The organism is Acinetobacter sp. BIGb0102 (genome assembly GCF_003815055.1).
Taxonomy (GTDB): domain Bacteria; phylum Pseudomonadota; class Gammaproteobacteria; order Pseudomonadales; family Moraxellaceae; genus Acinetobacter; species Acinetobacter vivianii.
Window position 1 is genome coordinate 233,467 of the sequence record NZ_RKQE01000014.1, and the last position, 13,488, is coordinate 246,954.

At 42.0% G+C, this 13,488-nt stretch carries 9 protein-coding genes; 5 read left to right on the plus strand and 4 right to left on the minus strand.

Features of this window, described 5'->3' with window-relative positions; genetic code table 11:
* Positions 1–30 precede the first annotated feature (30 nt).
* A complete protein-coding gene (locus tag EC846_RS14385; protein ID WP_123775580.1) occupies positions 31–2,241 on the minus strand; it encodes a TonB-dependent receptor family protein in 2,211 nt (736 codons plus the stop codon).
* A gap of 184 nt (positions 2,242–2,425) precedes the next feature.
* Positions 2,426–3,130 (minus strand): SIMPL domain-containing protein, encoded by a 705-nt coding sequence (locus tag EC846_RS14390; protein ID WP_047426854.1) that lies wholly within the window; start codon positions 3,128–3,130, stop codon positions 2,426–2,428.
* A gap of 466 nt (positions 3,131–3,596) precedes the next feature.
* Between EC846_RS14390 and EC846_RS14395 the strand changes: the two genes are divergently transcribed.
* On the plus strand, positions 3,597–4,967 hold the full coding sequence (locus EC846_RS14395) for a diaminobutyrate--2-oxoglutarate transaminase (protein WP_005258952.1): 1,371 nt from the start codon (positions 3,597–3,599) through the stop codon (positions 4,965–4,967).
* A 3-nt stretch (positions 4,968–4,970) separates the two neighbouring features.
* Positions 4,971–6,503 (plus strand): pyridoxal phosphate-dependent decarboxylase family protein, encoded by a 1,533-nt coding sequence (locus EC846_RS14400; protein ID WP_123775581.1) that lies wholly within the window; start codon positions 4,971–4,973, stop codon positions 6,501–6,503.
* Positions 6,504–6,591: 88 nt separating this feature from the next.
* Here EC846_RS14400 and EC846_RS14405 read toward each other — a convergent pair whose 3' ends face one another.
* Positions 6,592–7,647, minus strand: a complete 1,056-nt coding sequence (locus EC846_RS14405; protein WP_123775582.1) for a Rieske 2Fe-2S domain-containing protein — start codon at positions 7,645–7,647, stop codon at positions 6,592–6,594.
* Positions 7,648–8,086: 439 nt separating this feature from the next.
* On the opposite strand from EC846_RS14405, the gene EC846_RS14410 reads away from it, so the two are divergent.
* Positions 8,087–9,517 carry an aldehyde dehydrogenase family protein gene (locus EC846_RS14410; RefSeq protein ID WP_123775583.1) on the plus strand — a complete coding sequence of 477 codons (1,431 nt, stop codon included), beginning with the start codon at positions 8,087–8,089 and terminating at the stop codon, positions 9,515–9,517.
* Positions 9,518–9,587: 70 nt separating this feature from the next.
* Here EC846_RS14410 and EC846_RS14415 read toward each other — a convergent pair whose 3' ends face one another.
* A complete protein-coding gene (locus EC846_RS14415; protein WP_004770243.1) occupies positions 9,588–10,073 on the minus strand; it encodes an Lrp/AsnC family transcriptional regulator in 486 nt (161 codons plus the stop codon).
* 134 nt (positions 10,074–10,207) lie between these two features.
* Between EC846_RS14415 and EC846_RS14420 the strand changes: the two genes are divergently transcribed.
* Positions 10,208–11,929, plus strand: a complete 1,722-nt coding sequence (locus tag EC846_RS14420) for an alpha-keto acid decarboxylase family protein (protein WP_123775584.1) — start codon at positions 10,208–10,210, stop codon at positions 11,927–11,929.
* Positions 11,930–12,066: 137 nt separating this feature from the next.
* The gene (locus EC846_RS14425; protein ID WP_123775585.1) at positions 12,067–13,449 is read left to right on the plus strand and encodes an amino acid permease; all 1,383 of its coding nucleotides are present in this window, start codon (positions 12,067–12,069) and stop codon (positions 13,447–13,449) included.
* Positions 13,450–13,488: the final 39 nt, after the last annotated feature.

Here is a 13,488-nt window from a genome sequence, read left to right on the forward strand (position 1 = left end):
GCCGAACTCAAAAGTTCGGCTTTCTTTTATTTAGAAATCATAAGAGGTTTGCAAGAAAATGGTTCGTGGTTGACCTACATATTTACCGCCCGTTGAATCTGATGAACGGGTATAATATTGCTTATCAAACACGTTCTTTATACCGCCTGCAACTTTTAAGCCTTTAAGCTGATTACTAAAATCATAGCCTGCGCGTACCGCAAAGGTTGAATAACCTGGGATATCACCTGTACGACCATCCGCTGTTTCTTCAATTTGATAAATATCACCTGAACCTGGGGCATGTTGTTTCGATTGGGCAAACATATCGGCATTGACCGACCAGTTATCTATTTGATAAGCCATACCTAAATTGCCTACATGGCGTGAGTAATAGGGAAGATCTTTACCTTCAAATTTTCCTGCTTCGGAGGTTGCTTTGGTAAAGGTATAGTTACCATAGACTTTGAAACCTTCCAGTACATCTGCAAGCTGTCCGAAATCATAGCTGATTCCAGTCTCAACGCCTTTATGACTGGTTGCACCCAAATCTGTCCAGATGCCTGTCCCGATATTATCAGGTCGCTCTAACATCAATTCTTTATCGAAATCTAAATAGAAGACAGTCAATTCAGCACTCAGTCCATTGCCTAGGTACTTGGTGCCGATTTCATAGTTTTTGGATTTTTCTGGATGTAAGCCATCCAATGTCGTAACCGCAGTATTGTTACCATCAATTGTTCTGGTGGTGACCAACTGGTTATATTGTTGCGGACCAAATGAAACGCCTGCATTGGCAAAGATATTCCAGTTTTCGTTGGCTTTATAAAGTACCGATAAACTTGGTAAAAACTCATCTGATCTGATTTTTGGATGAACAGTATTGATTGCAACGCCTTTTTGATAGGCAGTGAAATCATTATGCGTATCAATTGACTCGAAACGAACACCTGGAGTAACGATCCAATTGCCCATACCAAAACGGTTGTCAATATATACTGCATGTGCTTTGGTGCCACCTTCACTGGTGGTATTAGCAATACGTTCGCCTGGAGTACCTGTAATGGTATTGTATGAATCTGTACGTCCTGAAAACTCAGAGCTTTCTTCTTGTAAATAACGATAGCCAACAGTGACTTCGTTATCCATGCTGCCCCAGCTATAGGCACGTGAATAGCGGGGCTCAATCCCAAAATATTTATAGTCACGAGGGGAGTTGCTAATACGACTTGTGCCATTATCTGAAATAGATTCTAAATCGCTAGTACGGAAAGAGTCGACGTAATAGCCCAAGACTTCAAAGTTATTGAGTTCATCTTTATGGCTATATTTGACAGAAATATCTGAACGGCGGCCCGCGAAATAATTACGGTTTTGATTTGATTGATAAGGATTGTCGGTAAATTGTGCTGTAGTTAAACCTTCTGGCATTTCGCCACGGCCTTCATAATGATGAAGATTGACAGCAATTGCATCCTGATCGGTCCATTGGTAGGCAGTTTTTAACATGACATCATCGATATCAATTTTATTATTGGCTTCACGATAGCCATCACCTTTGGTACCCGAATAGAGTAAGGCCAAACCTAAGCCATTATCTAAAGTACCACCAATAAATAAATTAGGCGTATATTTGAGTTGATCTGTTCCTGTTGCAAACTCTGTGGTTAAGCCAACTGAGCCCGAAAACTCTTGTGGAATGGCACGTGTTGTGAAGTTAATGATTCCACCCACGTTTTGTGGCCCAAAACGGACAGAACCTGCGCCGCGAACTACATCTACAGATTCAATATTGCCCATCGACACAGGGGCTAAAGATAATTGTGGTTGACCATAAGGTGCAAAAGAAAGCGGGACACTATCCATAAGCACAGTAGAGCGAGGCGATAAACGAGAGGTGAGGCCGCGCACACCAATATTTAAAGAAACATCACTGCCGCCTGTACCATTGCTGTCCTGAACTTGAACTCCTGGAATTTGTTTTAATGCATCACGAATCGAAGTGGTTGCGATTTCATCCAAGCGTTTACGATCAATAATGCTACGTGCGCCTGCATGTTGCTGTACCTTTTCTGCATTGGCATTTTCCAGCCAGTTGCCTTGAGCTTTAACAGAAATCGTTGCAAGTGTTTGAGTTTCAACAGGGGATTCTTCATTGGCAAATGTTGTATGAGAAATTCCACTACATAGAATTGCAATGGCGAGGCTCAGGGTTGAGGGCTGAAATTTCTTAGATGCAGCAGAATCGGTGACAGGTTTCATAAGATGAGCAAATGCTGTAAATTTCCCCGAATCTTAATCGCTTATTTAAAGAAATAAAATAAGAACGATTATCACTTATAACTATGAGATGAGTTAAGTTTATTGTTTTTTTGCTAAAGGTATTTTTGGCTATTTCAAACAACAAAAAACCGTGCTTGAGCACGGTTTTTACTGAAAAGACAGATTATTTAAACTGGATCGAACCGTTGGCGCTGACGGTAATTTTTGATTCACCAGCAGCCATATCCTGTGCAGGTGCAGCTTCAGCCATTGCAAACTTAGCCATACCACCGCCACGCATCATCGGTTGCGGGAAATAATTACTGGTATTGAGATTCAAGCTCACCAGATTATATTGACCTTTATTCCATGCTTGGGTAATAGCTTGAGCACGTTGCTGGAAGTTTTTCGATGCTTCAATCATCAGCTCATTTTCAACTTTTTTACGTTGTTCGTCCGACACGGTAAAGTTGATCGACTGAGTCTGGAAGCTTTGCTGTAACTCACTGATCAGCTGACTTGCTGCCTTGAAGTCTTTACTTTCAAGTTGGATCTCGGCACGGGCACGCCATTCTTTCAGTTTATTGCTGTCATTGTCATAAACAGGGTAGGTGCTTTGTGTACCTGTTTCGACCTTGACCTGATTATATTTACGTGCAATTGCTTGCGCCTGATTCATCAATTGATTGATCTGGTTTGATAGTTCAGCAGGTTGTTTGTTGCTTTTTTCAATAAAGAGTACGGCACGCATTTCATCATTTGCGACCTGACGTGAGGCATCTGCCTGAATATTTACAATGTTATAGTTCAAATTCTCTGTCTCATGAGCAAAAAGAGTTGGGCTGAGTGCAGCTCCGATCATCAATGTAGCAAGTGCTAAAGTACGCATAAAATTTTCCTTAGAATTTGATGTTGAAAATTTATTTTTTACAGATTTGATATTAAAAAGAACTGATGGTGAACTTCTGCATATTTTGTGGTGACTTTGTAAGGGATTAGCAGTGTTTTGCAACAGGAAAATAAAATGAAAAACTTTAAAAATTAAATAATTAGATCGATTGATTTGACCATTTATCTAAAAATGGAAGGGGGATTTAAAAAAGCTTACTTTCTTCCGCTTGTCACATAGTATGATCATAATTCATCATAGTTATTGGAATGATACATTTTTTCAATAAGATTAGATGAATGTCAGGCATAAAAAGTGTTTATTTTCTTGCAAAATTAGGTATCATCTCGCTCCTAGTTGAAAGATATAAACAAGTGTCTACACTAGATTCTAAAAAGCACCGAGTCAAACGACCGCAAGTCACCAGACTTATTTCTTTCACCCATATCAGAGATGGTAATTCGATATGAGCGTTACTTCCGTAAATCCTGCCGCTAATGCAACCAACGAATATTATCTGACTCGCCAAAGTCAGATGGAATCAAATGTTCGTAGTTATCCACGTAAATTACCGTTAGCGATAGCGAAAGCACAAGGCTGCTGGGTTACTGATGTTGAAGGTACAGAGTACCTTGATTGTTTAGCTGGGGCAGGAACATTGGCTTTAGGCCATAATCATCCTGCGGTGATTCAAAGTATTCAAGACACATTGGCAAGTGGTTTGCCATTGCATACTTTAGACTTAACGACTCCTTTAAAAGATGCGTTTACTGAAGCGTTGCTGGCTTATTTGCCAGGCGGTAAAGAAGAGTATTGCTTACAATTCTGTGGCCCAACAGGTGCAGATGGTACAGAAGCAGCAATTAAATTAGCAAAAACCTATACGGGTCGTAGCTCAGTGATTAGTTTCTCTGGCGGCTACCATGGTATGACGCACGGCGCGCTTGCAATGACAGGTAACCTGTCTGCGAAGAATGCTGTGAATGGCTTAATGCCAGGTGTTCAGTTTATGCCATACCCACATGAATATCGTTGCCCACTTGGTTTAGGTGGTGAAGCGGGTGTTGATGCTTTGACATACTACTTTGAAAACTTCATTGAAGATGTTGAAAGCGGTGTAACCAAGCCTGCTGCTGTCATTCTTGAAGCGATTCAGGGTGAAGGCGGTGTTGTGACTGCACCTGTTAAATGGTTGAAAAAAATCCGTGAAGTGACTGAAAAGCACAACATCGTTTTAATTTTGGACGAAGTTCAAGCTGGTTTCGCACGTTCAGGCAAAATGTTTGCTTTTGAACATGCAGGAATCGAGCCTGATGTTGTGGTGATGTCTAAAGCGGTTGGTGGTAGCTTACCACTTGCAGTATTAGGTATTAAACGTAAGTTTGATGCATGGCAGCCAGGTACACACTCAGGTACATTCCGCGGTAACCAACTTGCAATGGGTACTGGTTTGGCATCACTTCAAGTGATCAAAGAACAAAACCTTGCTCAGAATGCGCAAGAGCGTGGTGATTTCTTACAAGCTGAGTTGAAAAAACTTGTGCAAGAATTCCCATGTATTGGTAATGTGCGCGGTCGTGGCTTGATGATTGGTATCGAGATCATTGATGAGCGTAAACCTGCTGATCATATGGGTTCTCATCCTGCAGATGCTCAGTTGGCAGCAGCGATTCAAGCCGCATGTTTCAACAATAAATTATTGCTTGAGAAAGGTGGTCGTAACGGTACAGTTATTCGTTTACTTTGCCCGTTAATCATCAACCAAGACGAATGTGTTGAAGTGATCGCTCGCTTCAAGAAAGCGATTGCTGAAGCATTAAAAGCAGTACGAGGCTAATTCATGGTTGATTTTGCAGAACATCGTAAAGCGTTACTCTGCAATGATGCTCAATCTATTGCTGACTATCAGTCAGCAATGGGCGAGGCGGTAAATGCCGTTTCAGCATGGTTGCAAAATGACAAAATGTACACGGGCGGCAGCATCAAGGATTTGCGCGAAGCAATCTCTTTTGCTCCTTCAAAAGAAGGCTTGGGTGTACAGCAGTCATTACAACGTATGGTTGAGCTTTTCCTCAACAAAAGCTTGAAAGTACATCACCCACATTCACTTGCACATTTACACTGCCCAACCATGGTGATGAGCCAGATTGCGGAAGTGTTGATCAATGCAACCAACCAATCAATGGACTCATGGGATCAAAGCCCAGCGGGTTCTTTGATGGAAGTACAGTTGATTGACTGGCTTCGTCAAAAAGTGGGTTATGGTGCAGGTCAGGCGGGTGTGTTCACTTCTGGTGGTACGCAATCAAACCTGATGGGCGTATTACTGGCACGTGACTGGTGCATCTCGAAAAACTGGAAAGACGAAAATGGCAAGCCATGGTCTGTTCAGCGTGATGGGATCCCGGCAGATGCAATGAAAAACGTCAAAGTCATCTGTTCTGAAAATGCACACTTCTCTGTGCAAAAGAACATGGCGATGATGGGCATGGGCTTCCAGTCTGTTGTGACTGTGCCTGTGAATGAAAATGCACAAATGGATGTCGATGCACTAGAAAAAACCATGGCGCATCTTCAAGCTGAAGGCAAAATCGTCGCGTGTGTTGTTGCAACTGCGGGTACGACAGATGCTGGTGCGATTGATCCACTCAAGAAAATCCGTGAAATTACCACGAAATATGGTTCATGGATGCACATTGATGCAGCTTGGGGTGGTGCACTGATTCTTTCAAATGACCATCGTGCAATGCTAGATGGTATTGAATTATCAGACTCAATCACGCTTGATTTCCATAAGCATTATTTCCAAAGCATTAGCTGTGGCGCTTTCTTATTGAAAGACGAAGCAAACTATCGCTTTATGCATTATGAAGCAGAATATCTTAACTCTGCTTATGATGAAGAACACGGTGTACCTAACCTTGTCTCTAAATCATTGCAAACGACTCGTCGTTTTGATGCATTGAAATTATGGATGACAGTTGAAGCATTAGGCGAAGAGCTTTATGGTTCAATGATCGATCATGGTGTGAAATTAACACGTGAAGTTGCTGATTATATTAAAGCAACAGCAGGTCTGGAATTGCTGGTTGAACCACAATTCGCTTCAGTTCTGTTCCGTGTCGTACCAGAAGGTTATCCTGCTGAATTCATCGATAGCTTGAACCAGAACGTTGCAGATGAATTGTTTGCACGTGGTGAAGCGAATATTGGTGTGACTAAAGTTGGTAATGTTCAATCATTGAAAATGACCACTTTAAGTCCAGTTGCAACGCTTGAAAACGTTCAGAACTTGTTGGCACTTGTGCTTGCAGAAGCTGATCGTATTAAAGATGCAATTGCTGCGGGAACTTATGTTCCAGCGATTGATTAATTTCAGTCTGGCAGATACATCGAAATAAAAAAGAGGTCCATTCAGGGCCTCTTTTTTATTTCGTATTAAAATTAAATTTAAGCATAGATTAGGCCGCAAACATTGGATTGAATCCCATTTTCCTTAGAAGTCGGCGATACATGCTTGAGCTACGATCTGCGGGAAAGTGAGCTTCCATCGATAAATCCAGTGGTAGATATTCAGGTTTCTGTGTTTCGACAATGAGTCGATCTTCTTCAAAAATTTGCAAATTAAAGGTATAGGCATCCTCAACAGGTAAGTCTTTGTCATAATTACGGCAGATTGGTGCAAATAGCCGAGTTTGTCTGGCGCTTACGGGAGACGCAGCATTCATGATCACTTGTTTGCTTTGATTTGGGAAATGGATGGTGAGCGTTGCAGTAAAAGGCAGGCTGATTTCAAAATGTCGGAGCCAGTTAAAATTGTCTTGCCCACGTTGCTCTGTTCCGATCGGATAGCGACCGACACTGCTGATATAATCCGCACTGAATCCATAACTGGTTTCTGTGGTGCTATAGTCTGGCACTTCAACATCGTCAGGGTCACCAAAAGTATCAGGATGGACCCAAGCAAAATGAGCGACATCAATAAATCCTTCTAGCTGACGACCAGCGAAACAATTCAGATCTACAAACGGACATACCAGTTGCTGATAGTCTGAATTATCCCAGTACGGCATGTCAGGAATAACAGGTTTATCATCAGAACCAGCTGCTAAGCAGCACCAGATCAGTCCATATTTTTCAGTGGCAGCATATGTTTTTAAATGGAAACGATCAGAGATTTTATGCTGGGGATGCGCTGGAATACGGTTGCATTTACCTTCATGCCCAAAGCGTAATCCGTGATAGCGACAGACGATGCCTTGACCGTCATGATGTCCAAGGCTCAGCGGAACCCCACGATGTGGGCAAACATCTTTTGCAACAATAAGTTCATCTCCCATTTTGTAGATGACCAATGGCATATCGAGCAACATGGCTGCCGTTGGTTGTTCCGAAATATCACGGGCGAGTGCAATCGGATACCAGTGCTGAGCAAGCAATTGCCAATCATGCTCTGAAAAAGTCATATGCACGGGTAAATCTATAGGATTAAAGCTTGCGATCACTTTGCTGTTCATCTTCTTATCTTCTGGCTCATTTGTAGTGAATATAACTAAGCCAGCCGTTCTAAGAAATTTCAATTAATTGAATGAAGTGTTGCTACTTTTAGAACACTGGATCTGAACCTAAATTATGCAGTTAGGGTTGGAGATAGGCTGCTATTGATATGACACATGAATATTCATTGAACCTCGTTTTCATATGAATCATGTCTACAGCCGATACGATAGTTTTTTATGATAACTCAGTAGAGAAATGTAGCTGTTATGCACAAACTGTGCATTTTAAATCTGAATCAGAAATAATTATGCATAAACTGTGGTGCACAAATTCCATATTGTAGTGATAGATGCTCAATATTTTGATGGATAGATGTCATCCATTTTGTACTTACGGCCTATAGCATAGGTTCGATAAGGCAAAAATCATGATTACAATGAACAGAAGGAACAAGGCATGCAACAATTGAATATGCAAAATGAATTTAAACTTATTATTAACGGTCAATCTTGTTTAGGTGAACAAGGTGAACTTGATATTATTAATCCTGCAACAGGTACTGTTGCAGCAAGTTGTGCTAAAGCTTCTGTTGCTCAGGTGAATCAAGCGATCGCTGCGGCAAAGCAAGCATTTAAAAGCTGGCAGCGTTGTCCGCATGAAGAACGTAAAAATATACTCAACAAAATTGCCGATGGTATAGAAAAGCACGCTGAAACTTTGGCTGAATTGGTGGTATTGGAACAAGGTAAGCCATTGGCATTGGCACAAATGGAAGTGCAGGGTGCGATTGGCTGGACACGTTATACCGCAAGTCTGGACTTACCCGTGGATGTCTTGGAAGATAGCGAGCAGAAACGTATTGAGCGTCACTATCAACCTTTAGGTGTGGTTGCTTCAATCACGCCGTGGAACTGGCCGCTGATGATTGCCGTCTGGCATATCATGCCTGCTTTACGTGCAGGTAATGTGGTCATCAATAAACCATCTGAATTTACACCTTTAGCCACTTTAAAGCTGTGTGAAATCATTCAGCAAGAAGTACCAGCAGGTGTTATTTCGATTGTGGTTGGTGATGGCGAAATTGGTGAAGCACTATCAACCCATCCAGATGTACAAAAGGTTGTTTTTACTGGCTCAACCAAAACTGGCCAACATATTATGTCTGGTGCAGTAAAAACCTTAAAACATTTAACGCTAGAGCTTGGCGGTAATGATGCGGGTATCGTATTACCAGATTCAGATCTCGACCAGATTGCCCAACGTATTTTTAACGTCGCATTTTTAAATGCAGGGCAAACCTGTGCTGCCTTAAAACGTCTATATGTACATGAAAGCCAATATGATGCTTTAGCACAGAAACTTGCTGATATTGCCAATGCGCAGATCGTGGGTGATGGCATGGCATCTGAAACGACCTTTGGGCCAGTACAAAACCAGATGCAATATCAGAAAGTTAAAGCTTTGATCGCTGATGCAATTGCACAGGGAGCGAATGCTTTATCGGGTGATCAAGCATTACCTGAACAGGGCTATTTTATTGCACCGACCATTCTCACAGGACTGGATGAAACATGCCGCGTCGTGCAAGAAGAGCAGTTTGGCCCAGTGTTGCCGATTCTAAAATATACCAGCATTGATGATGCGATCGCGCGCGCCAATGCGAGTGAATTTGGATTGGGTGGATCCATTTGGTCAAGTGATCTGAAAGCAGCCCAATTCTATGCAGCGCAGCTTGAATGCGGCACCGTCTGGATCAATACCCATGCTGAAATTGTACCGCATGCACCTTTTGGTGGTTGGAAAATGTCTGGTGTCGGTGCAGAATTTGGTATGGAAGGATTAATGGAAAATACCATTGGGCAAACGCTGCATATCAATAAAGTTTAAGTTTTTTATAATTTTAAGGCGGATTCTATATCCGCCTTTTTGTTTTTATTGATGCTGGCTATCGCTCGACCTAAGTCGCAGGGTGATAGCTATGGCTTTTGGCTTTACTCATAAAATGATTCTGTTCCTTGATTTTTTTTAACACAATGTAAGATTTGATATGTCCAATAAAACCATAAGACAGCAGCCGCTCTGTGACAAACTGGGAAAGCTGTTCCAGATTTTCCGCTACCACTTTTAAAATAAAATCGGCATCGCCACTAATTGAAAAGGCATCCTGTATATTGTCTTCTGCCTCAATCAAATCCTGAAATGCTTGCTGTGACTTGGCTTCATGGATGCGCAAATTAATATGGATCATCGCTGTCACCTCCAAACCTAAAGCTTGTTGGTGAATGCGCGCAGCATAACCTAGAATCACGCCTTTTTGTTCCAGTAGCTGCCGCCGTCTTGAACACTGGGAAGCAGATAAACCGATTAAATCTCCCACTTCCTGATTGGTGAGCCGTCCATTCTTTTGTAATGCCTGAATGATTTGCCAGTCGAACTTATCCATTGCATAAAATCCTTTTATGATACACAAATATTGTATTTTTATTAAAATGCGTTTTCATTATGCACGAAATCTAAAAGGTAGATGAAATATTATTTTTCTATGGAATAAAAAATGGCCTCAAAGGATATAGAGTGATGTTCATAGAAATTGGTGACTTTTTAAATCTTCGTCTTAAGCAAATGGGTATCCTGCACCTCTTTGGCGTACCTGGTGATTTTAACCTTTCCTATCTCGAACAAGTTGAAGCGGATTCACAACTCGAATTTATTGGTAATTGTAATGAATTAAACGCTGCCTATGCAGCAGACGGTTATGCACGGATCAACGGTTTTGCAGCCTTGACCACTACCTATGGTGTGGGTGATTTAAGTGCGATTAATGGTATTGCAGGGGCTTATGCCGAAAATGTACCTGTGGTGCATATCTCGGGTATTCCACCATTGCATGTGGTTCAGAAGGGCACTTTGGTGCATCACACACTGGTGGATGGTAATTACGACAATATCATGAACTGTATGAAAGAGTTCACTGTGGCACAGACGCGTTTAACGCCTGCCAATGCTGCATTTGAAATTGATCGTGTGTTACGTCAGTGTTTTCTTGATCGTCGCCCAGTTCATATCCAGCTGCCTTCAGATATTACCCACGTCAAAATTGAAGTGACAGATCGCCCGTTGGATTTGTCTTATCCTGCGGTCGAGCCTGAGCTGCTCCAAAGTGCTGTGGCGAAGCTATGTGAAGTGATTGGTTCGGCTAAAAATCCAGCATTGTTAATTGATAATGAAGCGTCAGTATTTGGGGTGACCTCATTGCTGAATGATTTATCGCAGAAATGTTCGATTCCTTTTGCCAGCATGCTCACCGCGAAAAATATTATGGACGAAGGTTCACCACGTTATGTGGGGACGTATGTTGGCGGCGCGAGCCAGCCGAATGTTCGTAGTACCATTGAGCAATCCGACTGCCTGATTGGGGTTGGAGTACGTTTTTCTGATGTGGGCACGGGTGTATTTACCCATCAGATCGCCACTGAGAATTATATTGAAATTAAACCCTATGCCTTGACGATTTTCGGTCAGGATTATCCGGGTATTGAGATTGGACAACTATTGGTTGAACTCAACAAGAAAGTTGCGCCACGTAAACTCATCAAACCCATTCTAGAAAAACAACAACCCCAAGTCATCGATGTTCCAGAGCAGCAAAAGCTCAGTCAAGACATTCTCTGGAGTGCGGTCGCTGATTTTCTTAAAGAAGATGATGTCATTATCGGAGAGGTCGGTACTTCGAACTCAGCTTTGGCAGGCTTAAAGCTACCTGCAACAGCTAAATATATTGCCCAACCACTTTGGGGTTCGATCGGTTATACCTTACCAGCTTTACTCGGCAGTTTATTGGCTGCACCAGAACGTCGTCAGATTCTGTTTATTGGTGATGGTTCGTTCCAGTTAACCGTACAGGAGCTTTCCACCATTATCCGTCATGGGCTTAAACCCATTATCTTCTTATTGAATAATGGCGGTTATACCATCGAACGTTTGATCATGGGGGAAAATGCAGCCTATAACGATATTCAAAACTGGCACTATACCGAAATTCCTGGTGTCTTTAATGGCAAACATCAATATAAGAGCTGTGTAGTTGAAACAGCCGGCCAACTTAAGCAGACCTTGGACACGATGCATCAGTTTGATGGTCTGACTTTTATCGAATTAAAGCTTCCCGCAATGGATGCGCCATTGAGCCTGAAAAAGTTTGCTTCGGTGATTGCACGCTTTGACTATGGGGATCGTGGCTATGAAATTCTCAAGCAGCGTTCTCAATCAATACCCTATCAAAAAGTGATTTCATTCTAGTTTATTGAGAAGACAGGAAAGTCTTCAAATTTATAAATTGATAAGAAAGCGAATGAGATTCGAAGCCGAGTAATTGGCTTCGGATCTAACGCTGCATAAAGGTGTACAGGATGTGACACACACATTGGAGATAAGTGATGGATGTAGACAATAAACATGAGTTAAAACAAGGTCTATCCAATCGGCATATTCAGCTGATTGCGTTAGGTGGTGCGGTAGGCACAGGATTGTTTTTAGGCATCTCGCAAACCATTAAATTGGCGGGGCCGTCGGTTCTACTTGGATATGCATTGGCAGGTGTCATTGCTTTTTTAATTATGCGCCATTTAGGTGAAATGGTAGTCGAGGAACCCGTGAGCGGTTCCTTTAGTTATTTTGCCAATAAATACTGGGGCCCAATGGCTGGCTTTATGTCTGGCTGGAATTATTGGGTGCTTTATGTGCTGGTCAGTATGGCAGAATTGAGTGCGATTGGTACCTTTGTGCAGTTTTGGTGGCCTGAGCTACCCACATGGATCACGGCTTTATTCTTTTTTCTCTTGATTAATGGGATCAATCTGGTCAATGTCCGCTTCTTTGGAGAATCTGAGTTCTTATTCTCCTGTATCAAGATTATTGCCATCCTGAGCATGATTGGTTTTGGACTTTATTTATTGATCTCTGGCGGTGCAGGCCCGCAAGCGAGTGTTGCAAACTTATGGCAATTCGGTGGATTTTTTCCAAACGGAATGCATGGTTTCATCATGTCGATGGCGGTGATCATGTTTGCTTTTGGTGGTCTTGAGTTGATTGGTATTACTGCGGCTGAGACCAAAAATCCAGATAAAACCATTCCTAAAGCAGTGAACCAGATTGTTTATCGTATCCTGATTTTCTATATCGGTGCGATTGGCGTATTGCTGTGTTTATTTCCGTGGAATCAGTTGGCGGAAGGTGGTAGTCCTTTTGTGCTTATTTTCCAGTCCTTAGATAGCCATGGTGTTGCAAATGTTTTGAACTTTGTGGTGCTGATTGCGGCAATTTCAGTTTATAACAGCTGTATTTATTGTAATAGCCGTATGTTACATGGTCTGGCAATGCAGGGGAATGCACCTAAAATCCTGCAAAAGGTTAATCGTCGTGGGATTCCAATGGCAGCAGCTATTGTTTCTGCTTCCGTGACAGCACTTTGTGTGGTGGTGAATTACTTGATGCCGGGCAAAGCATTCCAGTTTTTAATGATGCTGGTAGTGGCAGCTTTGGTGGTGAACTGGTTAATGATTTCATGGACACATCTTAAATTTAGAAAAGCTATGCAACAGCAGCAACATATGACCAAGTTTAAAAGCATTTTAAGCCCTTGGAGTAATTATCTCACTATCGGTTTTATCTTCGGTATTTTACTGATTATGAGCTTAACCCCTGATATGCGACCAGCAGTAGTGCTTGTTCCAATCTGGCTTGCTATTTTGGCGGTGGTGTATGTGTTTAAATATAAGAAAAAAGAAGTAATGTCGACAGAAGCTCAGCCGAATGTTTGAATCTGAACTGGTCTGACAGTTGAAAAAGGAGTTCAAATT